Source organism: Paenibacillus sp. FSL E2-0178 (assembly GCF_038593005.1).
Classification (GTDB): Bacteria; Bacillota; Bacilli; order Paenibacillales; family Paenibacillaceae; genus Paenibacillus_AQ; species Paenibacillus_AQ phytohabitans.
This window is the reverse complement of sequence record NZ_CP151953.1, coordinates 7,089,391-7,115,351: the sequence shown is the minus strand read 5'-3', so window position 1 is coordinate 7,115,351 and position 25,961 is coordinate 7,089,391. Positions and strand designations below refer to the sequence as shown.

At 49.7% G+C, this 25,961-nt stretch carries 21 protein-coding genes; 8 read left to right on the top strand and 13 right to left on the bottom strand.

Annotated elements, in window-relative coordinates:
• The first annotated feature begins 38 nt into the window (after positions 1–38).
• Both MHI42_RS30670 and MHI42_RS30665 read left to right on the top strand, forming a co-directional pair.
• Positions 39–710, top strand: a complete 672-nt coding sequence (locus MHI42_RS30670) for a response regulator transcription factor (protein WP_342421623.1) — start codon at positions 39–41, stop codon at positions 708–710.
• The gene (locus MHI42_RS30665; protein ID WP_342421622.1) at positions 707–1,777 is read left to right on the top strand and encodes a HAMP domain-containing sensor histidine kinase; all 1,071 of its coding nucleotides are present in this window, start codon (positions 707–709) and stop codon (positions 1,775–1,777) included. Before MHI42_RS30670 ends, MHI42_RS30665 begins: the two co-directional genes overlap by 4 nt.
• A gap of 75 nt (positions 1,778–1,852) precedes the next feature.
• Here the strand turns inward: MHI42_RS30665 and MHI42_RS30660 are convergent, their stop codons facing one another.
• The gene (locus MHI42_RS30660) at positions 1,853–2,866 is read right to left on the bottom strand and encodes a suppressor of fused domain protein (protein ID WP_342424836.1); all 1,014 of its coding nucleotides are present in this window, start codon (positions 2,864–2,866) and stop codon (positions 1,853–1,855) included.
• Between the two features lie 251 nt (positions 2,867–3,117).
• On the opposite strand from MHI42_RS30660, the gene MHI42_RS30655 reads away from it, so the two are divergent.
• The 6 genes from MHI42_RS30655 (at position 3,118) to MHI42_RS30630 (ending at position 9,571) form a co-directional block, all read left to right on the top strand.
• Entirely contained in the window at positions 3,118–3,675 is a 558-nt protein-coding gene (locus MHI42_RS30655) for an SMI1/KNR4 family protein (protein WP_342421621.1), read from the top strand.
• A gap of 227 nt (positions 3,676–3,902) precedes the next feature.
• Positions 3,903–4,469, top strand: coding sequence for a papain-like cysteine protease family protein (locus tag MHI42_RS30650; protein WP_342421620.1), 567 nt, complete (start codon positions 3,903–3,905; stop codon positions 4,467–4,469).
• A 40-nt stretch (positions 4,470–4,509) separates the two neighbouring features.
• Positions 4,510–5,253 carry a hypothetical protein gene (locus MHI42_RS30645; protein WP_342421619.1) on the top strand — a complete coding sequence of 248 codons (744 nt, stop codon included), beginning with the start codon at positions 4,510–4,512 and terminating at the stop codon, positions 5,251–5,253.
• 46 nt (positions 5,254–5,299) lie between these two features.
• Positions 5,300–5,821 (top strand): hypothetical protein, encoded by a 522-nt coding sequence (locus MHI42_RS30640; protein WP_342421618.1) that lies wholly within the window; start codon positions 5,300–5,302, stop codon positions 5,819–5,821.
• 226 nt (positions 5,822–6,047) lie between these two features.
• A complete protein-coding gene (locus MHI42_RS30635) occupies positions 6,048–7,805 on the top strand; it encodes an ABC transporter ATP-binding protein (protein ID WP_342421617.1) in 1,758 nt (585 codons plus the stop codon).
• Positions 7,805–9,571: an ABC transporter ATP-binding protein gene (locus MHI42_RS30630; RefSeq protein ID WP_342421616.1), complete on the top strand. Its 1,767-nt coding sequence runs from the start codon at positions 7,805–7,807 to the stop codon at positions 9,569–9,571. Before MHI42_RS30635 ends, MHI42_RS30630 begins: the two co-directional genes overlap by 1 nt.
• Positions 9,572–9,662: 91 nt before the next feature.
• On the opposite strand, the gene MHI42_RS30625 is transcribed toward MHI42_RS30630, so the two are convergent.
• The 12 genes from MHI42_RS30625 to MHI42_RS30570 form a co-directional block, all read right to left on the bottom strand.
• Positions 9,663–11,252 carry a diguanylate cyclase gene (locus MHI42_RS30625; RefSeq protein WP_342421615.1) on the bottom strand — a complete coding sequence of 530 codons (1,590 nt, stop codon included), beginning with the start codon at positions 11,250–11,252 and terminating at the stop codon, positions 9,663–9,665.
• A 163-nt stretch (positions 11,253–11,415) separates the two neighbouring features.
• The gene (locus MHI42_RS30620) at positions 11,416–12,378 is read right to left on the bottom strand and encodes an alpha/beta fold hydrolase (protein ID WP_342421614.1); all 963 of its coding nucleotides are present in this window, start codon (positions 12,376–12,378) and stop codon (positions 11,416–11,418) included.
• Between the two features lie 28 nt (positions 12,379–12,406).
• Entirely contained in the window at positions 12,407–13,432 is a 1,026-nt protein-coding gene (locus MHI42_RS30615; RefSeq protein WP_342421613.1) for a glycoside hydrolase family 130 protein, read from the bottom strand.
• Positions 13,433–13,455: 23 nt separating this feature from the next.
• A complete protein-coding gene (locus tag MHI42_RS30610; protein ID WP_171717289.1) occupies positions 13,456–14,289 on the bottom strand; it encodes a carbohydrate ABC transporter permease in 834 nt (277 codons plus the stop codon).
• Positions 14,290–14,292: 3 nt separating this feature from the next.
• On the bottom strand, positions 14,293–15,174 hold the full coding sequence (locus MHI42_RS30605) for a sugar ABC transporter permease (RefSeq protein WP_042138986.1): 882 nt from the start codon (positions 15,172–15,174) through the stop codon (positions 14,293–14,295).
• A 123-nt stretch (positions 15,175–15,297) separates the two neighbouring features.
• Positions 15,298–16,668 carry an extracellular solute-binding protein gene (locus MHI42_RS30600; protein ID WP_042138987.1) on the bottom strand — a complete coding sequence of 457 codons (1,371 nt, stop codon included), beginning with the start codon at positions 16,666–16,668 and terminating at the stop codon, positions 15,298–15,300.
• A gap of 319 nt (positions 16,669–16,987) precedes the next feature.
• On the bottom strand, positions 16,988–17,755 hold the full coding sequence (locus MHI42_RS30595; protein ID WP_171717291.1) for a response regulator: 768 nt from the start codon (positions 17,753–17,755) through the stop codon (positions 16,988–16,990).
• A gap of 117 nt (positions 17,756–17,872) precedes the next feature.
• Entirely contained in the window at positions 17,873–19,168 is a 1,296-nt protein-coding gene (locus MHI42_RS30590) for an ABC transporter substrate-binding protein (RefSeq protein ID WP_342421612.1), read from the bottom strand.
• The gene (locus tag MHI42_RS30585) at positions 19,165–21,066 is read right to left on the bottom strand and encodes a sensor histidine kinase (RefSeq protein WP_171717292.1); all 1,902 of its coding nucleotides are present in this window, start codon (positions 21,064–21,066) and stop codon (positions 19,165–19,167) included. The genes MHI42_RS30590 and MHI42_RS30585 overlap by 4 nt, the downstream gene beginning before the upstream one ends.
• 438 nt (positions 21,067–21,504) lie before the next feature.
• On the bottom strand, positions 21,505–23,622 hold the full coding sequence (locus tag MHI42_RS30580; protein ID WP_342421611.1) for a cellulase family glycosylhydrolase: 2,118 nt from the start codon (positions 23,620–23,622) through the stop codon (positions 21,505–21,507).
• A gap of 1,317 nt (positions 23,623–24,939) precedes the next feature.
• Positions 24,940–25,503 carry a hypothetical protein gene (locus MHI42_RS30575; protein ID WP_171717294.1) on the bottom strand — a complete coding sequence of 188 codons (564 nt, stop codon included), beginning with the start codon at positions 25,501–25,503 and terminating at the stop codon, positions 24,940–24,942.
• 210 nt (positions 25,504–25,713) lie between these two features.
• Entirely contained in the window at positions 25,714–25,860 is a 147-nt protein-coding gene (locus tag MHI42_RS30570; RefSeq protein ID WP_144026097.1) for a lmo0937 family membrane protein, read from the bottom strand.
• Positions 25,861–25,961: the final 101 nt, after the last annotated feature.

Genomic DNA, 25,961 nt, shown 5'->3' with positions numbered 1-25,961 from the left:
GAAACGCGGTCAAATCCGACAACCTATGGAGTGAAACCATGATAAAGATCCTTGTTGTAGAAGACGATAAGCATGTACGCAAGCTGATGAACGCTGTCCTGAAACGGGAAGGTTATGACGTGGTAACGGCTGAGAATGGAAGAGAAGCACTGGAGGTTCTTGAAGTCCAGTATATCGATCTGATTATTCTGGATATTATGATGCCGGAGATGGACGGGTACGAATTTGCCGAAGAGCTCAAGGAAGCGGACAATCGAATTCCCATCCTAATGGCCACAGCCAAACAGCTACCTGAGGATAAGAAAAAAGGCTTCCGGCTCGGAACCGATGATTATATGACAAAGCCTGTAGATACAGAAGAAATGCTGCTGAGAATCCAGGCCCTTCTCCGCCGCTCGCAGATTGCGAGTGCCCGTAAGCTGGTGATCGGCAGGGTTCATCTGGACTATGACACATTAACCGTGACCCGGGACGAGGACAAGCAGACGCTTCCGCAGAAGGAATTCTATCTGCTCTATAAGCTTTTATCCTATCCGGAGCGCATCTTCACCCGCATCCAGCTGATGGACGAGATTTGGGGGATGGACAGCGAAAGCACGGACACTACGGTGAATGTGCATATCAACCGCCTGCGCAAACGTTTTGAAGCCTATCCGGAGTTCGAGCTGGTCTCTGTCCGCGGGCTCGGATATAAGGCGGTGAGAACATGAACATGATCAAGAGGCTGACGGGTAAAATCGGCCTGTCGCTCTACTTCTCGCTTGCTGTATTTATCATCTTCCTCATTACTGTTCTGATTACCGGTATACTGGTCTATCTGTTGATGGTCTTTGGTGTGCTCAATGAACGCATCATTCAGGATTTCAAAGTCCTTACCTTTATCACATTAATTGCCTGCATCATGATCGGCACCGTCACCTCGGGTCTGGCCAGCCGGAGGATGCTGAAATCCATCCGTACCTTCATCGATGCCACCAACCAGCTGGCAGGAGGAGATTTCACCACCCGGCTGCGGCTCAATAATCCGCCAGAATTCAAGATTCTCTCCGCTAATTTCAACCGGATGGCGGATGAGCTGGGCGGCATTGAGATTCTGCGCACGGATTTCATCAACAATTTCTCGCATGAGTTCCGTACCCCGATTGTGTCGATCAAAGGGTTCGCCGAAATTCTCAAGGATGATGAGCTGAGCAAGGAAGAACGGAATGAATATCTGGATATTGTCATTGAGGAATCCACCCGTCTGGCCGCCCTCGCCTCCAACGTCCTGAGCCTGTCCAAAGTGGAGGCCCAGACGATATTAACGGGCCGCGAGCCCTTCAACGTTGGCGAACAGATCCGCCAATGTGTCTTACTTCTGCATCCCAAAATGGAGAAAAAGCATATATCCATCACAGCCAACGTACAGGACTATGAGGTGCCGGGGAATAAAGAGATGCTGAATCAGGTCTGGCTGAATCTGCTCGACAATGCCATTAAATTCACTCCCGAGCATGGCGAAATCGAAGTTTCGATGCGGCAGGCCGAAGACAAGATCGAAATCACCTTCCGGGATAACGGTGCCGGGATCAGTGCGGCTGCACTTCCCAGGGTGTTCGACAAGTTCTATCAGCAGGATACTTCCCACTCCACTGCGGGTAACGGGCTGGGGCTTACCATTGTCCGTAAAATCACTGAGCTGCACGGCGGAACCGTCACCTGTGATAGTGTTCCGCTGCAAGGAACCACCTTTACCCTGCTGCTCCCTGCCTCAAAAAAGCTTCCGTCCACCAAATAAAATATCCCCACAAAGTGGGGCCTTATCTTCGATGATTACTCAACAAAGGGCGGTCCACCTGACCGCCCCCACCTATTAGCCGATGGTATCTATTACCTTGCCCTCCTGGTCTTTGATATACGTCTTTCTCACCCGTATCATCAGTTCTTTGGCCGTGGACAGCTTGAACTCGCTTTCCTTAGGCTTAAGCTTCGATTCCAGCTCCAGGACAGCAGCTTCACTTAGGCCGATGCGGATGTTCCCGCCGTCTTCCTTGCAGCCGGTCTCTTGTGCCGGTTCCAGCACAACCTGCAGCTTAGGGCTGGTGAGCGTCAGCTTCCTGCCCTTCAGCAGACGGCCGCGCAGCAGCCTGACTACCGTCGCTGCCTGCTGTGCCCCCATAGCCAGGACGGCCGGTGCTTTGCTGAGCAGACGATTTCTGCCAGGCTCGAAGTCCAATTGATCCACATACAGGATGCCTGTCTGGGACCCGTCACGTTCAATCCCCTGCCGCACTGCATCCTCTATTACCGGAAGCCGCAGCAGTGAATCCCGTCCAAGATCGGTGATAAATGCAGGTAGTACTCCTTGGCTGGCCTGCAGGAATGCGTTGGTATTCCAAGACATCATGGCTTCCAGTTCATCGGCGGTAATCCCCACCATTTGCAGAAACTCTACCCGTCCATTCGGGGTATCAATTGCCGGAAGCTCCGGATCACCGGTAAAAGCCAGAGCGGTCAGCCTCGTGTCTGCACCCAGACAGATAGGACCGTTCGCATCCAGATAATGTCCGGAAGCAAAAATATTGCCGCTGCTGAACACATATCTGGCCATATTCTGCAGCAGGTTCATCGCCCAGGCCGGAGGCTCCTCTTCTCCGGCAGTACGTGCCAGCCGGAAGGTCAGCTCAAATCCGTAGCCGCTGTATTCCGGGTCCTCTGATTCCTTGTCATATAGCTCAGAGAATCCGAAGGTTACAAAGTGCCAATGGGGATAAGGCAGCTCCGCCTTATAGGCACTGATTCCGTTCAGCGGGTCCTTTCCGCCTAGCATGTAAGGCAACAAGGCAGCATAATGCTTCGGCTCCTGTTGTCCATACAAACCCGACATCTGTTCCTCAATGGCATCCCAGCCGGTTGCTTCCACTTCTTCCTCGCTCACTTTGGTTCCCTCCGAATTCGAAATTATGTATTTTCGGCCTATTCAAGCCCTTAATCTCCCGTTCATTACCCGGAATTTATCTGTCATAATCAGCTATAACCAGTGCAAGATTCAGCTGCCTCCAAGTAATTGCCCTGATTAACCTGCCGCTCTTGTTCATGTTACACTAAATCTACAAGACTTAAGGGGGCTACCAGAAGATGAATGTAGAATCGTTGTTTGAGATTTGTTACCAGAAGCATCCGGGGGCTTCTGAGCCTGAGCTGACACGCTTCACAGAGGAATGGCAGAAGCCTTTGACGCAAGAGGAAATTGCGGAGATCACCGGACGGCAGCGGAATCCTTTTCCGGTTACCGATCCGCTTTATGCCGTATACCGGCCGTTCGATCCGGCACTCTGGACCATTCCTGACTTGCCTCTGCCTGCAGCATACCTGAGTTTCCTGCGTTACTCTAACGGCGGAGAATTCGGCAACGGTGAACGGTATGTCCAGCTGTTCGGTACGGACCAGTTACGCTCTATGATGCTTGCATACGAATTCCCCGAATACATGACGGGCGGGGTTCCCTTCGCCATGGACGGCAGCGGCCATCACTATATCTGGGATATGCGTACGGCCCGGGAAGATGGTGCCTATCCCATCCTCATCGCCCATTCCGGTAATCTCGGTTATGACGACGCAGCATGGATTGCCGGCAGCTTCGAAGAGCTATGCCGGGGAACCGTCTCGGCGGAAGATGTACTTTATAATTCTTGAAGCAGTGAGGTATTTAGGCGGAGCTGACCAGCTTCGTCTTTTTTAGTATTTACTCAGCATCTGCCACTGCACTACTTTCCTCAAATATAAAATCTATATTTTTCTATATAAACCCTTTAATTCCCACATTTAAAAAACTAATTGTGAATTATACAATCTAACCAGAAGACTATCGGCCGGTAGATTTCCGCTACATATTAACCCAATGCACAGGAAGGAACGTGAAGATGAAATTCTCCAGACCAAAAAAACTATCAATTGTTGCATGCTCTATTATTTCTATTTGTTTATTTTCAGCAAGCGCCTTCGCTGCAACTGCAGTAAAAATTAATGATGTAACCGCTCAGGTTCAGCAAGGAACCTATTTATGTTGGGCCGCAGTATCCAGTATGGCCGCCAAATATCTGGGAGTTACAAATGCAACTCAAACTAATATTGTAACCGCTGTTATAGGTTCCTACTATGATACAACAGGAAATGTTTACGATATGCAGAGAGGTCTTGCGGCATATAATGTTTCCTCGACAGCCTTAGTTACTGTCCCTACCTTCGAGAATGTAGTTTCCAACATTGATACAAACTCTAATGTAATTGCCGCTATGGTAAAACCAGGAACCAATAGCGGTCACGCTTTTTTGATTAACGGTTATTATTATAACACCGCAAATAGCACACAAAATTTGTACTACATTGATCCGCAATACGGCTCAAGCAATGTCCAGAACTTCAATACCTTTAAAAGCAATACCAACTGGACATGGGTCAATACAGTAAACAACATAAAACGAAAATAACTTAAAGCGCTTACTTTAAAAATGAACAGGGGGATTTTTTTTGAAACGTTATGCTATGGCGATGTTAATACTGTTTAGCATGTTAATCTGTAGTGGCTCAGTTTATGCAAGTACGGACTTTGAGAAGGCCGATTCTTCCATTAAAGAGATTATTCTGTCTGATTATCAGCTCCATTATGCCGATACGCTGGAATCCCACAAGGACAGTTTTCACGGTCTCAAAAATACAGTTTTTCACGATGCGACTCTGGGTGAAGGAATAGCATTTTATAGAATAGCTGATCTATCAGATATCTCTTCGCTAGAGTTTGCCGGATATAAATTCCCGCTCTATTTGGATGGTAAGCAAGTTGCTGTAATAGAAGCGAACAACGACACTGGCGAGTATAAAATATTCAATATCAGTAACCAGGATGATTTCGATAGAAAGCTTAAACAAGCAATAACTCAATATAAAGGCAAGGGCCAGATTCAACTCATTGATGACAAACACTATAATATTAATTCAGTTTATATTAACGACGAAGCAGACAAACATTATATTGACTTGAACACCAATAAGCTATCCACTCCAAAAGAACTTAATAATAAACTTAATGAACTTAATGACAGCTTTTATAAAACTAATACAGAAGATATGGGAGCGGCAGTTGTGGGTCTGGGAGGCGGAGCGCTTCAGCAGCCAAAAACTTCCATTTTATTACCAGTGGTTTTATCCGTTCTAGGCATGCTCTTCCTCACTCCTTTAGCATTACTCTTGTTCAACAAAAGAATCGGGAAATAATGAATATGATTAAGCCAGCCTCATCTAAGCACAGGAGAATCCATGTATGAAAAAAACAGTCTTCATCATGATGGGAATTATTCTGCTGTTGTTCACAGCCTGTAATAAAAAAGATTCAAACAGGATTCAAGATGATGAACGAGCTGCCGCAGAATATGTGAATTCACTGGGATACAAGATCATTGTCAACGAGGGGGAGACCTCAAGGTATACTCTCAGCCGGGAAATGTTTAGTGACCTTTCGTATATGAAGCTTTGGGCCGTTCAACAGACAGAGCCAGAATCCTATCTGGGGAAAGAAATCGTCACCTATGACTTTATTGTAAGCGGCCATCCTCTTGAGAAGAAATTCGCTTCTATCTACAAGCAAAATAATTATGACACCTCAGTAATGGTCATGTTTGCAGATGGTAAGGTTATCGGAGGCGGTTCAACACCTAAGAGCAAAAACAAACTTATTGTTATGACGGGCGGATACTATGCACTGAATGGTGACAGTCTGGAAGAGGTTACAAACATGAGTTATTCGGAATGGCTTGAAGAATGGAAACAGAAGTACGCAAATTAAGCAATATCATACTGATTATCCTTCAATAAACAGAGGCTATCCCAAGCTGAACGGCCACCTCATGGCCGCTCCCGGGATGGCCTCTTTTGTCATATCCGGTCTTCTTGGCCGCTCCCAGGACGGCCTCTTTTTCATAGTATTTTCTGCTTGTTTCAGCAAAAGTTAATTTTCAGTTTATCATTCTCCGGTACGATCATAGCAACAAACACGCAAAGGAGTCATTCTTATGTTGAAATTACTGAAGAACCTGGAGCCCAAAGAATGGTTCTTATTCGGCATCAGCCTCATGTTCATTATTGCGCAGGTCTGGCTGGACCTGGAGCTGCCTGACTACATGAGTGATATTACCCGGCTGATCCAGACCCCGGGCAGCGAAATGAGTGAGATCATTACGGCCGGAGCCTGGATGCTGCTCTGTGCGCTCGGCAGTCTGGCGACCTCGATTGTCGTGGCAGGGATTGCCGCCAGAATCGCGGCCGACCTGTCAGCCAGATTACGCGCCAATTTGTTCGATAAGGTGCAGTCCTTCTCCATGGAGGAGATCAGCAACTTCTCGACCGCCAGCCTGATTACCCGCTCCACGAATGATATCACCCAGGTGCAGATGCTGATTGTCATCGGCTTACAGCTGCTGGTCAAGGCACCTATCCTTGCCGTATGGGCAATCCTCAAGATTACGGGTAAAAGCTGGCAGTGGACGCTGGCGACAGGCGCCTCTGTTGGGCTGCTGGTACTGATTGTCGCAGTCAGCGTCACTCTCGTTCTTCCTAAATTCAAAAAGCTGCAACAGTTAACGGACAACCTGAACCGCGTATCCAGAGAAAATCTGAACGGTCTGCGGGTCATCCGGGCCTACAATGCCGAGAGCTATCAGGAAGAGAAATTCGCTTCTGCCAATAATGAGCTTACCCGCACCAATTTGTTCGCCAACAACGTAATGACCACGCTGATGCCGAGTATCTCCTTAATCATGAGCGGACTCAGCCTCTCGATCTATTGGATCGGAGCCGTGCTTATCCAAGCCGCCGAGGGCACGGCCAAGATGGGATTGTTCTCGGATATGATCGTCTTCTCATCGTACGCGATGCAGGTCGTAATGGCTTTTATGATGCTGATTATTATCTTCATCCTGCTGCCCCGTGCCCAGGTATCGGCCAAACGTATCAACGAAGTGCTGGAAACTGCGCCTAGCCTGAAGAACGGATCAATCACTCATTTCCCTGTGAAGCGTGAGGATGAGCTTGAGTTCAGGGGAGTCAGCTTCAAATATCCTGACGCAGAGGATTATGTGCTGGAGAATATCAGCTTTACGGCGAAGCAAGGGGAGACGGTTGCTTTTATCGGCTCAACAGGCTGCGGCAAAAGTACGCTCGTTAATCTCATTCCACGTTTCTATGATGCTACTGAAGGCGAAGTGCTAGTGAACGGCATCAATGTCAAAGAATACGACCAGCAGGTGCTGCGTAATAAAATGGGCTATGTCTCCCAGAAGGCGGTACTGTTCGGCGGAACGGTGGCTTCGAATATTGCTTTTGGCGAGAACGGTGCCGGTGAGGTGCTCAGCTCCGATATTGTAGATGCGGTGTACACGTCCCAGTCCTCTGAATTTGTGGAAAAGCTGGAGGGCAACTACGAGGCCCACATCGCCCAAGGCGGCTCCAATCTGTCCGGCGGACAGAAGCAGCGGCTGTCGATTGCCAGAGCGATTGCCCGGCGCCCGGAAATCTTGATCTTCGATGATTCGTTCTCGGCGCTTGACTATAAGACGGACCGCAAGCTGCGCAGCGAGCTGAAGAAGGAGGCTCATGCGTCCACGATGCTGATCGTCGCCCAGCGCATTGGTACGATTAAAGACGCCGACAAAATCATCGTGCTGGAAGCCGGGCAAATTGCCGGTATGGGCACGCATGACGAATTAATGCAGACCTGCGCCGTCTATCAGGAAATTGCTTACTCACAGCTGACCAAGGAGGAGCTCGCCTAATGAAGATGAAAACCAAAGCTAAAGGACAGAATACCTGGAGCAAGCTGCTCCGTTACTGCCGTAAATACGTTCCGGTGATCGTCATTGCGCTGATCTGCGCGGCGGCCGGAACCGTGCTCACCCTGCTCGGTCCGGATATGCTCTCCGAGATTACGGACAAAATCACTGCCGGTCTCGCAGGCGGGATCGATATGGACGGCATTGCTGCCATCGGCATTACCCTCGTCGTGATCTACGCCATCAGCGCCGTGCTCTCACTCTCGCAGGGCCTGATCATGTCGAATATTACCCAGAAGATCTCCAAGAAATTAAGAACCGATCTGGCTCATAAGATGAACCGGCTCCCAATCTCCTACTACAATAAGTCGGCCACAGGGGATATCCTCTCCCGGGTAACGAATGATGTGGATACCATCGGCCAGGCGATGAACCAGAGCATAGGTACAGTCGTAACCGCCGTAGCCATGTTCATCGGTTCGATCATCATGATGCTCCGGACCAATGTAATTATGACCCTTACCGCTATCGTAGCGACAATTATCGGCTTCGGCCTGATGGCGGTTATTATGAAGAAATCGCAGAAGTATTTTGCCAGCCAGCAGGAATTCTTGGGCAAAATCAACGGTCATGTTGAGGAAGTCTATACCGGGCATAATGTTGTAAAAGCCTACAACGGTGAAGCGCAGATGCGCACCACCTTCCAGGAACTGAATCAGGGGCTGAAGAACAGCGCCTTCAAAGCGCAATTCCTCTCCGGGCTGATGCCGCCGCTAATGGGCTTTATCGGTAATCTTGGTTTCGTTGCCGTCTGTGTCGTTGGCGCTGTACTGGCCTTGGATGGAACTATCTCCTTCGGGGTTATCGTCGCCTTCATTATGTATGTTCGTTACTTCACCCAGCCGTTATCCCAGATCGCCCAGGCCGCGCAGAATCTGCAATCGGCATCGGCCGCAGGCGGACGCGTGTTTGAATTCCTCGAAGAAGCGGAAATGGAAGACGAGAGCCGCAAAGAGAACACACTGGCAACTGCCGCAGGCAAAGTAAGCTTTGACCAGGTGAAATTCGCTTATGAGAATTCCGGGAACCTGGTGATCAAAAACTTCTCGACAGAAGTGAAGCCGGGGCAAAAGGTGGCCATCGTCGGCCCGACCGGCGCAGGCAAAACTACGCTCGTCAATCTGCTCATCCGCTTCAATGAGCTGACCGGCGGAGAAATCTACATCGATGACACACCGATCAGCAGCCTGACCCGGGAGAACATCCACGATTTGTTCTGCATGGTGCTGCAGGATACCTGGCTGTTTGAAGGAACAATCAGGGAGAACCTGATCTACAATCAGCAGAATATCACGGACGAGAAGCTTGTAGAAGCCTGCAAGGCCGTTGGCTTGCACCGCTTCATTCAGAGCCTTAGCGACGGATATGATACCGTACTGAACGATAAGGTCAACCTGTCCGCCGGACAAAAACAGCAGCTGACCATTGCCCGCGCGATGCTGAAGGATGCGCCGATGCTCATTCTTGACGAAGCTACAAGCTCCGTGGATACCCGGACTGAGCTGCTGATTCAGCAGGCGATGGATCAGCTGATGGAGGGCAGAACCTCCTTCGTCATCGCCCACCGGCTGTCCACGATCAAGAACGCCGATGTGATTCTGGTCCTGAAGGACGGCGATATCCTGGAAAGCGGCAGCCATACAGAATTGCTGGCGAAGAACGGATTCTATGCCGAGCTCTATAACAGCCAGTTTGAGCAGGCTTCCTAAGCGGAGCTTGCCCTTCAATGTGGAGCCTCCTTCACATTGAAACCGCAAAAACAACGGCAGGCTCGTAAATGAGCCTGCCGTTGTTTCGTGTTCATTCAGCGATAACCGTTCGGTTCCTCCCCCCGCTCTTCGCCAGATACAGCGCCTGATCCGCCTTCTCCAGCAATCCCTCCTGTTCAGGGGAATGCGATGGATAATGCGCCACGCCCTGAGAAACCGTAACCTGCACAGGAACCGGAGCCTCGCTTTGTTCTACTGCCCGGCGAATTCGTTCAGCTGCCTTAAAGGCTTCTTCAGGCGTGGTGCGGGCCAGGAGAATAACGAATTCTTCACCGCCATAGCGGTAACAGATATCGTCCGGGCGGAGAGAGGCCGCCACCACCCCGGCAATATGTATTAACACTTCATCACCACTGTTATGGCCATAAGTGTCATTAACGAGCTTGAACTTGTCTACATCCAGCATGACAAGTGAAAAGGGTAAATCGGCGGTTATCCATTGATTTATCGTTTGTTCAAGGGATCTCCGGTTCATCAGGCCAGTCAGAGCATCCGTCGCAGCTTCCTGGGTCAGTTGATCGGTCTGCTCCTGAATATTGGCCAAGGCAAGCAATACACCATTGGTCAGCAGATAGGCTTCCCGGCTCCAATACTGCTTCGCTTCCCGTAATTCTATCTTTTCCTTCCCCATCTTGCTCACCACATTGGCCAGATAGACAAAGGGGCTTGCAAACTTGCGCGCCAGGAGAATAACGCCCAGCAGCATGATGATAAACGGGAATAAGGAATAACCGATCAGGATACGAATGTGGCCGATCAGTTCCTTATGGATTTGCCCAATCGGTGAGACCACCACAATTCCCCATCCATTGGCCGGAACGCTCGAGTAGCCGGCAAGCAGCTCGGTGCCCCGGGTATTCCGCACCTGTTGCTCCCCGCTCTCCTTATTCATCAATCTTTGGACAACTGCATTGCTGCTGACACTCTCTCCGATAAGCTGCTTGTCCGGGTGATACACCAGATGCCCGTCCGAATCCACAATATAATAATAAGCGCCGGAATCCTCCTCCTGGCCGTTGTCAAAAATTTCAGACAGGACATTATTCTCCTGCAGATAGATCGTGCCGCTTAACATTCCGAGATATGTACCGGTGTTACCAACGATCGGTTGGCTCAAAAACACGATCAGCCGCTTAGTATTCGCTGTCAGATACGGGGAGGATATATACGGTTTTTGGACCGCCAAAGCTTCCAGACTATTGCTGGAGGTGATGTGCTTACCTGCTGTTCCCAAGCTGACAGGTGATACATTGCGGATTAATCCGCTTGCTTCGACCACTGTCATAGAATTGAAGAAATTGCTGCTGCTGCGCATCAGATCTAAATATTCATTCACTTTCTCCGGTGCCATGGTCTCGATACCGGACAATATACCGGCATTGTATTTCAAGCTGCCCTGCATAGATAGAAATAAGGAATCCATCGTCCTCGACATACGGTCAGCATTAATATAATTCAGATGGAGCGTCGTCTCCGTCAATGATCGTTTCTTGGACTCATACGAACCCACCAGAAGAATACCCGAAGTTAGCAGAATTACCAGCGTCACGAGCCCCGTTAACAGCGTTGTGAGACTCAGCTTATTACTTATGAGAAGCGCATTATTTAACCTATTAAGCAACCTGCAATCCTCCTTGGTGTCTGAAAACATAGTTACTTAATATTACAATGAATTATAGTATTGTTCGACAATGGATTATTTGCAGGAGAATTCTTGATTAGTTTCAGAAAAAAAGACAACAAAAAACAGCCCGTTCACAATGGTGAACGGGCTGTTGTTCATCTCACAACACCATAAATGCCTGCAGTGTCCGGTCGGCAAGATACGGAAGGTACTCATGGCCGTATTCGTGATATACCAGGAGTTCCTTGTCAGACGTGATTTTATTATATGCAGCAAATTGGGTCGAAGGAGGACAGATGGTATCTGTCAGCCCGGTTACCCACAGCACCTTAGCCTGCACCCGGTCTGCCAGATTCTGAATATCGATATAACCCAGGCGGCCAAAAATTTCATCCTCGCGCAGATGATGCGGGTCGAAGAAGCGGAAATAATAGTTCAGCTCCTCATAGGCAGAGGTTGTAATATTCGTCTCCCAGGCCCGCTTATAATCGGAGAGGAACGGATATACAGGTACGGCCACCTTAATGCGCGGCTCCAGCGAGGCACAGGCAACAGTAAGCCCGCCGCCCTGCGATAACCCAAAGGCGCCGACCCGCTCCGGGTCAACCTCCGGCATGGCCATCAGGATACGCGCGGTCTGGGCGGTATCGAGAAATACATTGCGGTAGTACAGATGATCCGGGTCCGGATCATCGATCCCGCGGATGATATGCCCCCGGACCGTTGTGCCCTGAACGCTCAGGTTATCCTCGGACAATCCGCCCTGGCCGCGGCAATCCATGGCGAGTACGCTGATCCCGTGGGCGGCATACCCCACCTTCTCCAGCCAGTCACCGCTGTCACAGGCGTAGCCGTGGAACATGACCACGCCCGGACCGCCTTTCCCGCCGGATAGGGTCTTGGGCCTTACATATTTGCAGTGTATTCTGGCTCCGCCGACTCCGGTGTAATACAGATGGAAGCAATCCGCCAACGGGCTCGTAAATTCCGCCGGCACCAGCTCATAATCCAGCGGCTGCGCATCCAGCTCGCGCAGCGCGCGCTCCCAGTAGTCCTCAAAGTCCACGGGCCTCGGGCTGCTGCCTTCGTATGCCTGCAGTTGCGGCAGTGATCTTTCGTTCATGCTGACTCTCCTTAGGGTTGATGATGTCCTAGATCTTGCCCAGGCCGGCATCATCGCCCACTTCCTCATGGGTGTCGATGACGTAGTTCACAATATCCTGCACAGTGGTGTAAGCTATGCCTACATAGGTATCGGCAGCGCCGTAGTAGATGGCGATGCGGCCGGTTTCAGCGTCGGTCAGCGCTGCGCAAGGGAACAGCACGTTGTTGACGAAACCTCTCTCCTCATACCATTCTTCCGGGGTAAGCACGAAGTTTCTCGAGCGGCATTTGACTCTCGACGGCTCGTCCTTATCCAGAATCACCGCACCCATGCTGTACACGAGGCCGTTGCAGGTTCCTGTAACCCCGTGATAGAACATCAGCCAGCCTTCGCTCGTTTCGATGGGGGCAGGACCGCCGCCGATCTTGGTGCTCTGCCACCAGCCTTGTCCGCCCTTGGTCATGACATGACGGTGTTTGCCCCAGTACACGAAGTCCGGGCTTTCGCTCAGGAAGACATCGCCGAACGGTGTGTGTCCGCTGTCGCTCGGCCGGGACAGCATCACGAAGTTGCCGTTCAGCTTCTTGGGGAACAGCACGCCGTTGCGGTTGAACGGCAGGAACGGATTCTCCAGGCTGATGAACGTTTTGAAATCCTGTGTCTTGGCTACCCCGATGGCAGCACCATAGAAATCTGTACACCAGATGATGTAATAGGTGTCTTCCACCTTCACCAGACGCGGGTCATACGCATAACGCGGTGCATACGGCTGGCCCGCTTCATCTATAAACTGAATCGGCCCGTCATCGATTGTCCAGTCCAGACCGTCCGCACTATGGCCCATCCGCAGGTGAGGGCGGGTAGTGTTGTCCTCTACACGGAACACGCCGAGAAAGCTGCCCTCATAAGCAATAACAGCACTGTTGAAGATCCGGGCAACGCCTTTGGCCGGATTGCGTTTGATGACCGGGTTGTCACTGTGTCTCCATACCGGATGGTCATTGCCTGCGGGTCTGTCCTGCCAAGGCATGTTCGGGATATTCTGGTCAGTAGTCAGCTTAACTTCTTTCAATGTAGGATTCCTCCAAATGTTTTTTATTTTACTGAACCTTGTGCAAAACCGTTGTAAATGTACTTTTGCAAGGAGACGAAGGCAATCAGCGTCGGAATGATCGCAATCATAATTGCCGCACAGATGACTTCCCATTGCGAGCCGTAAGGCCCTTTAAATTTGAATAGCGCGGTAGAGACGACCTGCAGGCTGCTTTTTGGCATGTACAGGAAAGGCGTGTAAAAGTCATTGTAGATGTTAACGCCCTTCACGATAATGACCGTAACAATGGCAGGGCTCAGCAGCGGCAGAATAATTCTCCAGTAAATCGTCCAGTACGATGCCCCGTCCAGCATGGCCGATTCATCCAGCGACTCGGAGATCGAGTCCAGGAACTGCATGAAGATATAAACGGCGATAATGTCTGTTCCAAGATACATCAGAATGGGCGCCCAGCGCGTATTGAACAAATCCAGCGAGTTGATGATCTGGAAGGTAGCAACCTGTGTGGTTACCGCCGGAATCAGGGTTGCCAGCAGAAAAGCGCCCATCAGCAGGCTGCTGCCTCTGAATTTGAAGCGGGCGAGAATATAAGCCATCATCGATCCGGTCAGGGTAGCGCCGGCAATGGAGATCAGTACGATGATGATGGTGTTCATGAAGCCCAGCAGCATTTTGCCGTCGACAAAAGCTTTGGTATAGTTGGTGAAATTCAGCCAGTTCTCCGGCATGGTAAGCGGTCCGGTACTGGCATACTCCGCATTGGTTTTGAGCGAGGCGAAGAAGACGACAATAATCGGAATTAGGGCGGCAAGCGCGCCTAAGACTAAGGTAAGGTACTTGAAGAAAGAAGCTGCGCTGTATTTGAAAGGTTGCATCTCTTACTTCTCCTCCTTAATCAGCACACGCTGCAGAATGGTCACGACAATAACAATACCCAGAAGCACTACAGCCATTGCCGAAGCAAGACCCAGCTTGCTGTATTTAAAGGCCACATCGACGGTCTGAATGACAAAGGTACCGCTGCCGTTAGAGCCGCCGGTCATGACATACGGAATTTCGAAGACACCGATCGCTCCGCTCACCGCGAGGATCAGATTGAGCTGCAGAATACGCTTGATGCTCGGAATGATAATATGTCTGAACTGGTGCCAGCGGTTCGCACCGTCAATTTCCGAAGCTTCATAAATATCGCTGCCGATGGAAGAAATCGCTCCGAGGAAGATGATGAAGTTCATCCCCATGTATCTCCAGACGGAAGCAAAGGCGAGGGAAATGTTGATCAGATGCGGATTCAGCAGCCACTTCTGCTGCCATGCGCCGAGTCCAACCAGGTCCAGCAGCGTATTGAGGGTTCCCTCCGGCTTGAAGAAGAACAGGAAGATGAACCCTATGGCTACCCCGTTGAGCAGTGTCGGGAAGAACAGAATGCCTTTGAACCAGTTCTTCAGACGGACATTGAAGCTCAGGATGGTCGCGAAATACAGGGCCAGTCCCATTTGCACAAAGGTGGCGAAGAAATAATACAGACTGACCTTAAACACGGCGAAATACTCCGGTTTGGTGAAGATCGTCTTATAGTTGTCGAAACCGACATAATCCATTTTCTTGCTGAAGCCGTCCCAGCTTGTGAAGCTGTACTGGAACATTTTGAATACGGGTAAATATGAGAACGTCAACAGCAGCAGTACCGGAACTAACGAGAACAGCAGGATGATCAATATCCGCTGATTTTTATAGCTTAAGTTGGACAATCTCTCCACACCTCCTAAGAACACTAGCTTATTACTCCATATCCTGCCTGTACCCGCAAAAGCGAAGGGGAAAATGCGCTGACGCATCTCCCCGTTCTCTTGAATCTGTCTTCACTCTGCGAGGTTTAAAGCTTATTGTGCGGTTGTAATCTTAGCTCTTGCCGCTTTCCATTTGTCGTTCAGGTCCTTCATGATATCGTCATAGGAATCCTTGCGGTTGCCGATGGCGGCTTCAATGATTACCTTCTTGAAGTCAGGCTGCCAGAGGCCGATCTCTGCCTCTTTATCGATCGCATCCACCCAGCCCTCTTCACCGGCTTTGGCGGGTGCAAGGGTGTCGAAGGTTACGTCCGTGCCTTCAAATTGCTTGAGGATTTCCGGAAGCTCAGCGCCCTTAACCGGGCTCATGCCGCCGCCTTCTGTGGTCGGATAGCCGGATTCATTAATGAACCAGTCCACCCAGGCTCTTGCCGCTTCCTTGTTCTGGCTGTGGATGCTTACACCCAGGTTATAATCGTCGGACAGCGGGACCAGAATTTTGTCTGCGTTGGTAGGGAAAGGCATGAAGCCGACATCATCCGGATTGGCAGCCAGGCCTTTGATCTGGCCGATGGCCCAGGAGCCGAGCATCATCGTCCCGATTTTACCGTTCGCCAGATCAGCCTTGGAGGATTCCCAGTCAGTAGTCGTAGGATCTTCTTCAATCAGTCCGTTCTTCGCGGCATCGTACATTACTTTGTACAGGTCGTAGTGAGGTTGTCCCGGCACGAAGTTATCATCCGAGGCAACCTGAGCGATATTTACATAATCGCGGTCTCCGGCAACCGTAGCCAGATCGGATTCCCATTGGGTGAGCGTCCAGCCTGCTGCATAGTTCGTGTACAGCGGAACTGCATCCGTCTTGTCTTTGATGCTCTGCAGAGCAGTCTGGAACTGTTCAAAGGTTCTTGGAACCTCAGTGATACCCGCATCTTTGAATACCTGCTTGTTGTAGATCACACCGGAGAAGTTAACGGTGACCGGAATCCCGTAAGAAATGCCGTCAACCGTGCGTTCTTCCAGGCCCGTATACTGCTGCTCCAGATCGGACATTTTACCCAGCGGCTCAAAAAACTCCGGCAGGTCCTTGATCGCCACGCTGGTTGGCAGCAGCAGCACATCACCGTAATCGCTCGTGCTCATCCGGATTTTGATCTGGTCCTCATAGTTCGACAGCGCTTCAAAATTTACTTTGACATCCGGATATTTCTCGTTGAACTTGGCTGCGTAATCCTTGAATACGGTATCAACGATATCCGTTCTTTGGGTGATTACCGTGATTTTGCCTTTAATATCCTTGGCTGCATCTCCCTCAGGAGCAGCAGTAGCCTCCGTGCCTGTCCCTGTATTCCCTGCGTTAGTTGCTGCTGCATTATCCGCATTGTTATTGCTCGAACAGCCTGCGAATAAACCCGCCATCAGCGTCAATGCTGCTAAACTTGTAACTGCCTTTGTCTTCTTCATTGCTGGTTAGACCCCTCTCTCCGATTCACAGATCATAATAACAATAAACTAACAGACTTCCACGGAATTAAAGATTAATTCACCACACATGAGCTTCATTAACGCCTATTCTCGTGAAAAAGAGTGTTGGTATCGCTTACAGACTAATTATAGATCGTATTCAACCCTAAAACGATGGTTTGAATTGTTTTTTCTGGTCTTCAATTTGTTATTTTTGTTTTTATTATTTTATTATTTAATACAAAAAAACATCAAAAAAAGAGGGCTTTCGCCCTCCGCAATTCATTTCATCCTGTTCACATGCATTTATCCGCGCTTCTTACTCTTTGGGAACTCGGCAGCCGCTCTTATAATCCTTGGGAGTCATGCCGCATATTTTTTTGAACAGCTTGTTGAAATATACGGGATCATTATAGCCGACCCGTTCGGCAATCTCGTAATTCTTGAGTTCAGGCTGCCCGGTCAGGAGCTCCTTGGCCTTCGCAATCCGTATACCAATCAGATAATCGGTAATCGTCTGTCCGGTCTTGTATTTGAACAGGCGGCTGATATAGCTGGCATTCATTCCGACCGTCTCCGCCAGGCGCTCCAGCTCGAAGTTATGGCTGTATTCCTTCTCCAGGATCACTTTGGTCTGTTCGACCACGTGATGTTCCCTGCCTCCCGGAGCCTGCAATACCGGCTGTTCCGTTCCGGAAGACTTCAGCTGCCTGTTCTCCTCTACCCGCTTCAGCAGTTCGTATAACTGGGCTTTCTCGATTGGCTTCAGCAGATAATCCATCACGCCGAACCGGATCGCCCGCCGAGCATATTCGAAATCGTTGAACCCGCTCAGTACCGCAATGGGCAGATTCTTCATATGGCCTCTGGCTTCTTCAATCAGCTTAAAGCCGTCCATCCTAGGCATCTTGATATCCGTAATCAGCAGATCAAGATCCCCTGATGACATCGCTGAAAGGTGATTCCACGCCTCCAGACCGTTACCATACGAGCCGATAACCTCCACTTCCACATCCATTCTGGAAGTAATCTTCTCAAGCCCGCGGCGAATTACTTCCTCATCATCCGCAATCATGATTCTGATCACTTGGCAAACCGCCTCCAGCCTTATTATCGCTTGCACAATGATTGCGTTACCATTTCAATTATAGGCTTCATCCCGGCAATATAAAATGTGCTGTATTGCTTTTTTATAGTCTTCTCTTTACTTTGTGTCCGTTAAAGCGCGTGCTTCCTCCCACTTCTCATTCAGTCCGTCAAAGGCCTTCTGTAAATCCGGCGCGGCAATCAGCTCCTGGATATAATCTCCGGAGGCAAAGGACAGCTTCGAGCGGTTGGCCATATCAATAAAGGTGTCCGTCTGTACGGTCGCCTCTACCAGCTCAGGCTGATAGGAGAGAAATTCACGGTATTGTTCCATGGAGGGCTCTGCGTTATCGTCCAGCGGAAGAAATCCTTCTGCGGTATAAGAGGTTTCATGGACCAGGAAGTCCACCCAGGCCATCGACAACTCCTTGTTTCTGCTGAATTTGCTGACGCCGATGAACCAGTCGGGATTCAGAGGTGCATAATGCTTCAGCCCGTTATCATAGGGAAACGGGAAAAAACCGATATCCTCCGGAGCCGCTCCGGCATCAAGGATCTGGCGGATAGTCCAGTTGCCGCTCAGGAACATCCCGGCCTCCCCTTTAGCCAGCTTGGTTTTGGAAATCTCCCAATTATTCGAGAACAGCTCTTCCTCTGCATAACCGCGGGCTATGATGGTACGGGTAATTCCGAGTAATCGGCCCCATTCATTATCAAGCTGCCAGGGAGCATTCTCATGAACCATATCGTTCAGGTAATCAGGATTCCCGGTCATGTAATTAACCATATTATTGCCCCATTCCCGCAGAGGCCAGACTGCACCGTAATTCATATAGATCGGTGTAATGTCCGCTTGCTTCAGCTTGGCGCAGATGGCGTAGAATTCATCCAGCGTCTGCGGAATTTCCGTGATGCCCGCCTGCTTGAACGCCTTTTTGTTATAGACAATCCCGCTTGTCGTTGTCCCGGTAGACAGCCCGTATCTTCTGCCGTCATAGGCAGCAAAGGTAGTGAACCTCTCCCCGGCAGACATCTCCGCACTAAGCGGCTCAAAAAAATAATCCAGCTCCTTCGCCGGCAGATTGACCGGCAGCAGCAGCACATCACCGGCATCCTTGGTGGAGAGACGCACCATAATATCGGTCGCATAGTTGGATAAGCCTTCGAATTCTACGCTTGCTTCCGGATACTTCTTCATAAACTGGTCGGCATACCCCTGCATTGTACCGTTCTCAATAAGATCAATCCGGTTCGTCAGCATGAGAATGGTACCGGACAGGCTCTGCTGTTCATGGTCTGCTGCAGGCGTTGCCGGAACGGCCGGCTGGCTGCCGGAGTTGTCACAGCCCGCAGACAGCAGAAGCAGCAGTAACAACATTATACGCAGAGGCCGGTGTGCGTTCGTCTTTTTCAATCCGGTTGACTCCCTTCTGTCTCTGATTCACTGGCCGAGCGGTACGGGGGAAGCGGCAGCGAGAGGATAACATCCGTTCCCTCGCCTAGCTTACTGAACACCTCAATGCCATAAGCTGCCCCGTAGTTCAGCTGTAACCGCTGATGTACATTTTTCATGCCGATCCCGCCATTGATGCTTTTCTTCGGAGGCGATTCCCGTTTCAGATCATCGTTCAGCTTGTCCAGGGTCGCCTGCTCCATCCCGCAGCCGTCGTCGCGGATATGGAACAGCAGCTTCTGGCTGGTGATCTCGCAGCTGATGCTGAGATGCATATGCTCTTTACTGTCATCAAGCCCATGGTACGCGGCATTCTCAATAATCGGCTGGAACACCAGCTTGATGATCGAATAATGATCCAGCTCCTCAGGTACATCGATCTGCAGCACGAACCGTCCCGGATAACGGCAGCCCAGAAGCTCAACATAGTTGCGGACATATAACAGCTCCTGCTTCATCGTTGTCCGGCCTGACAATTCACTGGTGCTATACCGCAGCAGCTTGCCCAGAATTGAGATCATATCGGCAGCTTCTACGTCATCGTTAATCTCCGCCGTCATCCGGATGGACTCCAGTGTGTTATAGATGAAATGCGGGTTAATCTGGCTCTGCAGCGCATGCAGCTCCGCTTCCTTCTTCTGCTCCTCGATCCGGTATATATCCTGAATCAGCTGCCTGATGCGGGCCAGCATCCGGTTGAACTGATGGCCGAGCAGGCCAATCTCATCCCGGCGTTTCACGCGGAAGTTAACATCCAGATCACCGCCCTGCACCCTTTTCATCAGCTGAATCATTTGCGTCAGCGGTTTGGTCAGCGCGAAGGACAGCACAATGGAAATGAACAAGGCCAGCACAATAATAATCAGTGTCGCCGCCAGGGTCGCGTTGCGGGTCAGCTTCACATCACGGGTTAATTCATCGACCGGAATGGAGATAATCACCTTCCAGCTCGTCTTGGAGGAGCTGGAGTAAATATTCAGCCGCTCCTTGCCCGAGACTGTATCATAGAAGCTTCCGGCCGCGCCCTGAGCGCTGCGGAATAGCGGAGTCTGCGAGATATCCTTCGTCAGCAGCTTCTGGTCACTGTCATAAATGACCTTGCCCTTCTCGTCCACGATCAGCGATGTACCGCGGGTTACCCGGTCAAGCTCCGCTACCTGGGTCTCCATATTGCTGATATTAGCCTCCACCGCAATCAGTCCGACCGGATTCCAGAGACTGTCGACAATTTTGCGGACAACGGTATAAGCATAACGGGTGCTCTGCAGATTGGTAGTGTAGGCCTGTGTGCCGAATAGCAGCGCTTCACCGCTGGAATCCTTGGCCTGCTCGGTCCAGAAGGCATAGCTCTGATCCAGATCAAGCCGCACGCCGCCATCCTTGGCAGAGTAATAACCGTTACCGTAGGCGTCAAAAATATAGACGGAGTTCGTCCCCCGCTTGATATTGTTAATGAAGGAGATGTTGCCCTCTATTCCCCTCTGGATAGACAGCAGCAGATCGAAATCGCCCGGCGCTACCCCGGCGTTTCCATGGTCCCCCTGGGTCATTTTCTTCTGTTCATAATACCGGTTGGACGCGATCAGATTCTGCTTGATATCGTTTACATAAGCCGGCATTGAGGAGATCCTTTTCATATCTTCTATGTAGTCATCGATCCCGTCCATCATTTGATCAATCAGCTTCTCTGAATAAGCGACGGTATTCGCTTGAATCGACTCGGAATAGCTCTTAAAGCTGATGATGCTGATAATAGAAAGAGGCAGTGTGATAATAACCAGAAAGACGAGCAGCAGCTTACGCTCCATGCCCATGTCCCTGATAAAAGACCACCTGCTGTGTTTGTGTTGATCCATCATTTGGTCTTCCCCTTCATCAGCTTTACCTAACTTTTTACAATACACCATAACATTTAACTAACAAAACAATTATACTTGTTAGCTTTGGCATACACAAGGAAAACTGCCTGCTGCTTCTATTAACTAGTAATGCCGCGGAAACATTAATAAATACCCTTTCACTTCTTACCGGGAAGTGAAAGGGCAGCAAAGTTAAAGCTCACGTGATTATGATTACGGTTCTACTCCCTGTAAATAATTATTAAAACAAACTAAATAATTGTCATGAAAGCGGTTTATTATTATTTTATCAGCAGATTCATTAATGAACAGGGGCTGTGTTTACATTTATATAACTGTATTTGTATTCCATTAAAAAAAGCTGTAAAAAACAAAGACTGCAACCCGATAACGGGTACACAGTCTTGGAGTGGTGAAAGATACATGAATGGTAGTTGCTTAATTGTTTGCTGCTGCATCAAAAACCGCAGCCCGCTTCGAGGTTGCTCTGATTCCGTCCGGCCCGTTGATGAGCGCATTTCCTTGTTCGGTGTAGCTGGTTCCTGCCCAATCATTGGACATATCCAGATACTCCAGACCGGGGCCATTTCCTTTCCAAGACCATCCGAGATACCCGACGCCTTTTTGCCGGGAATAGCTCATAATAGCCGCTTCATCGACATCACCATTCGTATGTCTGATTCCGAACTCACCGATAACCAGCGCCAAATTCTTGTTCAGCACATTATCAATATTAGTCTTAACCGTTGCCGCGTTCCCGCCTGCGTATTCATACATATGAATCGAGAACATCGTATTTTTCAGGGGATCCGCATTAAATACCTGTGTTCCATAATCAACTATGGATTGCGGATATTGCCCCCAGCCTGCTCCGTCAACCATAAGGGTGTTCTGGATACCGGCATTTCTAAGCTTCGGTATTACAGCTGTATATCCTTTAGCCCAGTTAGCCCCATCCCACGTGCCGTACCACTCATTGGCGATGTTGAGGATGACCGTCTTTTCTTTACCGATAAGCGCACTCTTCATTTCAATCCAGTAATTCGCAATATTATTCAGAACAGTCTCGCTGTCCGAGCCGGTTCCATCATGGACTTCAAGGACGGCTACCAGTTTATTCTGTTCACACAAGGTAATCAGACTCTGGATAGCTGCCAGATTATCTTTCGACCACTGCTGCCCATCGGAGAGAACAATTCTTACCGTATTTGCTCCTGTCCGCGCTATTGCAGGGATGGCAACGGTGTCCTGATCTTTGTACCAGGTGTAAGCATGGTTAATTCCCCTCATCACAAACGGAGTTCCGTTAGACTCATACAAGGTCGTTCCCTGTATATAAAATCCCTTGTTAGCGGAAGTTGAAGCGGTGGTTACACTCAAAACTGCGCTTGCCGGAGATACATTCCTTGCTGCGTCCTTCGCCTTGACTGTGAAATTGTATGCTGTATTGGCAGTCAAGCCGGTTACCGTATAGCTTGTGGTTGTACTCGTTCCGGCCAGAGCCGTTCCATTATAAATGTCGTACCCCGCTACTCCCGCGTTGTCCGTAGATGCTGTCCAGGTAAGGCTTACGCTGGTTTCCGTTTTTGAGGAGCTCTGGAGATTTGTTGGTGCAGTTGGCGGAGTGGAGTCCGGGGTAGTTACGATCTGTGTAAATCTCCATCTCTGTTGTGCGTTCCCGTTATCTGTCCATTGCTGTACATTAGCTCCATCTGCAGATGAGCCTCCTTCTACATCCAGGGCTTTACCGCTGCTTTTGGATATTAACTTGTAATATCCGTTGCCTGTAGCAACAATGCTCCACTTCTGACTGGCTGCATTGTTGTCCGTCCATTGGCGGACATTGGCTCCGTCTGTATTTGCAGGTCCTGCAGCATCCAGTGCCTTGCCGCTGGATTCGGCGATCAATTTATAGGCCCCATCCCCCGCATCAATCACCTTCCACCTTTGCTGGAGGGTCCCATTATCTGTCCACTGCTGCACATTGGCTCCGTCTGCGGCTGCACCTCCAGCCACATCAAGAGCTTTGCCGCTATGACGGGCGGTAAGCTTATACACCGCTCCGGAAGTAATACCGTTATCCACGGGGCCGCTATCCAAATACACTTCGAAATCCCAGAGGGAATACCCGTACTGGGTTGCCCGCTGCGTTCCATACATTCTCACATATCTGGCACTTCTGGCTTCAAATGAAATTTGATCAATCCCGCCGTCACCTGTTGTTGTCGAGTATACTGTACTCCAGCTGCTGTTATCTGTGGAGACCTGAATTTGATACGCTTTCGCGTAGGCAGCTTCCCAGTTTAGCCTAACCCCATTTACATTGTTTGCGCTTCCAATATCAACGCTGATCCACTGCGGATCTGCATAAGCAGAGGACCACCGGGTGGAAGAATTTCCGTCAACGGCCATATCCGGTGTTTTTGTTGAATCCTCGCTTGAGCTTGCAGCTGCGGTTGTGTTCCCTGCAAGGTTGGCCGCTGCACTAGTCTCCAAGGGCGGTACCACCCCAATAAGCAATCCGAACACCATAATTAATGACAACATTTTCTTCAAGCAACATCCCTCCCGTAATGGATAATCCCTGCATTAATTCCACTTTCGTTTGAATGGATATAGACCCAGCCCCGTCCTCCTTTCTCCTAATGGATTCAGTAGCCCTCTAACGACTACAGAATATTGTTTTGTTAGCATAACTGTCAATGGTTTCAATAACATAATTATAACTTTTGGTTCTTTCCGCCTATTTATTTTGTTATCAAGATGGACATTCGCTTTATAGCAAATTATATACACAAACCCAATTTTTTCTTATAAAAAAGCAAAAAAATAATACATCTCCTCCTTATTATTTCGATTAACGGAAAATGAAGGACAACTCCTCCCCTTTTCGCCGCTTATCCCGATACATGAAATTCAGCCCATTCCTTATGGCCGCTGTCATTGACGGGAAAGCGAATCCTTTCTATATACAAGAGCTGTAGTTTAAGACACTCATTTTGCAACATTTATATAAATATTAGATTCTTGTTAGTATGACTGGATTACATTTTTTCAGCATCCGGGACTTTGTACTCACCTTAGAGTGTGGAATACGGAATTGCGTGCGGCGTATACCATGCGCTCAAGATAATCCTATTAGAGAAAAATCACCCTAACGGGTGAGTAACGTTTGCGGTCAGCACTTCCCGCAGGCTTCCGCGGGTGCTTGGCGGGCTTATAAATTTGCCCTCTCTGGACCATCGGCTAGTCCAACGGACTGACAATCCGTTACGTTTTTGCAGGCTAAGCGGACTCAGATTCCGTTAATTGGCCCGCCGCAGCCCGTTTCATGCCCCATGAAAAGATAATAGATTCTCAGTCCCCTTCACTCTGCTGACGGTACGCTCAGATAATCCTCAACTGTTGCTTGGCAAGACACCTCCAGTGACCCCGGCGCTGGCGCTGGCGCTGACTCCGGCTCCGCAAATATTAGTTGGAAAAACGTATCTTAATTCAGAGGTTTTGGATGTTTTAAGGTAATTAGTTGTATAAACGTCATTTAATTTCACGCTTCCTCCCTACTGGGAGTGATTCCCGGCATATTAAGTGCTGTTTATCCAACTGCTGCCCGGCAAGGGTGCCTCCGTTCATAAGCAAGTGGAGAAATTCCAACTAAATAAATTGTACTTGCAATCATTCTGGTATAGCATTGCCGTGACTCCCAAGCATGTCTGGCCATCCGGCCGCTGCCCTCTTACAGTTCCAAAAATCCCTCTCCACATGTCCGTAAACCCTACAATTTCCTTAACAATAAAAAGAGGCTATCCCAGGCAGCCATTTCATGGCTTGCTGGGATAGCCCTTTATAGGAGATGCAATCTCCGGACTACGGCTACTGCCGTGTCTGCAGAATTTCATCCACCCGCTCCTTCGCCCCCTGCCAGGAGGTCATCAGCGGGAAGGCATATTCCTCCCGGGCCCGCAGGTTCCAGGGATGCGGGATACAGAGCACCTTCTTCCCTGCCTGTACAGCGGGCAGCAAATTATGCGGACCGTCATCAATCAGCAGATCGAAGCCGATCAGATGCTTGCGCTTGCAGGTGAAGAAGTTCTCGGCCGGGATATACGGCATGTGCTTTTGCAGCCAGTTCCATTTCTCAAGCACCGTTTTGGGCACAGCGGCTGTAACAATAATGACATCATACGCGTTGTGAAGCTTCTCCATCTCTTCGGTCACATATTCATCGAACAGCTCCAGCTCCTCGTACAGACCGGGTCTGCCGAAGAAAAGGTCCATCGTGCTGTCCGGATGGCGAAGGTGGTCTGTGTTCCAGTCCATCATATCCTCGTAGCGGAGCGGATGCGTAGGAAACTCAATGTTGTTGTGGTATATCGCACGTTTGACGAGATGGCAGATGGTATCATCCATATCAACGGCGATGATCGGCTTATTCATTGATTCTCCTCCAGGGTTGCATAGTGATTACATTATAGGCATCCGGAGGGGACGTGTCCAGACTTGCCGGAAGCAGGACTATTCCTTAAGGTCTCCTCTGCGGGAGAATTCAAGGATTACGCACGAAAGCACGCGTCCCTATTAGGGTACCGCGTGCTTGTGTGTGAACTGCTTAATTAAGTATTTGAACCAGCTCTTGTTTATGTCCTGTTAACTCCGGGATCGTCCCCGGAACAGGTTAATCACAAACAGTACCGCAGCGACAAATAGCAGAAGGTGAATCAGATTGCCCATAACATCAAAGATAAAGCCGAACAGCCATACTACGACAACGAGTCCGATTAATCCCCACAGCATAAGCTTACCGCCTTTCTCCTCGAGGGGTGTTTCTCTCTTTTTACCCTTCTGGAAGGAGGTTCAAACGGCTGCTTTGCAGACCGGAGGCCGTGATCCTGTGC

Excerpts from the sequence above, each read along its gene's own strand:
- MHI42_RS30670 (WP_342421623.1), top strand. The coding sequence starts at position 39 with ATGATAAAGATCCTTGTTGTAGAAGACGATAAGCATGTACGCAAGCTG.
- MHI42_RS30665 (WP_342421622.1), top strand. The coding sequence starts at position 707 with ATGAACATGATCAAGAGGCTGACGGGTAAAATCGGCCTGTCGCTCTAC.
- MHI42_RS30660 (WP_342424836.1), bottom strand. The coding sequence starts at position 2,866 with ATGTCGGGTTTGTATGGACAACAGGAGCCGAAGCATTATGCTGCCTTG.
- MHI42_RS30655 (WP_342421621.1), top strand. The coding sequence starts at position 3,118 with ATGAATGTAGAATCGTTGTTTGAGATTTGTTACCAGAAGCATCCGGGG.
- MHI42_RS30650 (WP_342421620.1), top strand. The coding sequence starts at position 3,903 with ATGAAATTCTCCAGACCAAAAAAACTATCAATTGTTGCATGCTCTATT.
- MHI42_RS30640 (WP_342421618.1), top strand. The coding sequence starts at position 5,300 with ATGAAAAAAACAGTCTTCATCATGATGGGAATTATTCTGCTGTTGTTC.
- MHI42_RS30635 (WP_342421617.1), top strand. The coding sequence starts at position 6,048 with ATGTTGAAATTACTGAAGAACCTGGAGCCCAAAGAATGGTTCTTATTC.
- MHI42_RS30630 (WP_342421616.1), top strand. The coding sequence starts at position 7,805 with ATGAAGATGAAAACCAAAGCTAAAGGACAGAATACCTGGAGCAAGCTG.
- MHI42_RS30620 (WP_342421614.1), bottom strand. The coding sequence starts at position 12,378 with ATGAACGAAAGATCACTGCCGCAACTGCAGGCATACGAAGGCAGCAGC.
- MHI42_RS30610 (WP_171717289.1), bottom strand. The coding sequence starts at position 14,289 with ATGCAACCTTTCAAATACAGCGCAGCTTCTTTCTTCAAGTACCTTACC.
- MHI42_RS30600 (WP_042138987.1), bottom strand. The coding sequence starts at position 16,668 with ATGAAGAAGACAAAGGCAGTTACAAGTTTAGCAGCATTGACGCTGATG.
- MHI42_RS30585 (WP_171717292.1), bottom strand. The coding sequence starts at position 21,066 with ATGATGGATCAACACAAACACAGCAGGTGGTCTTTTATCAGGGACATG.
- MHI42_RS30575 (WP_171717294.1), bottom strand. The coding sequence starts at position 25,503 with ATGAATAAGCCGATCATCGCCGTTGATATGGATGATACCATCTGCCAT.
- MHI42_RS30570 (WP_144026097.1), bottom strand. The coding sequence starts at position 25,860 with ATGCTGTGGGGATTAATCGGACTCGTTGTCGTAGTATGGCTGTTCGGC.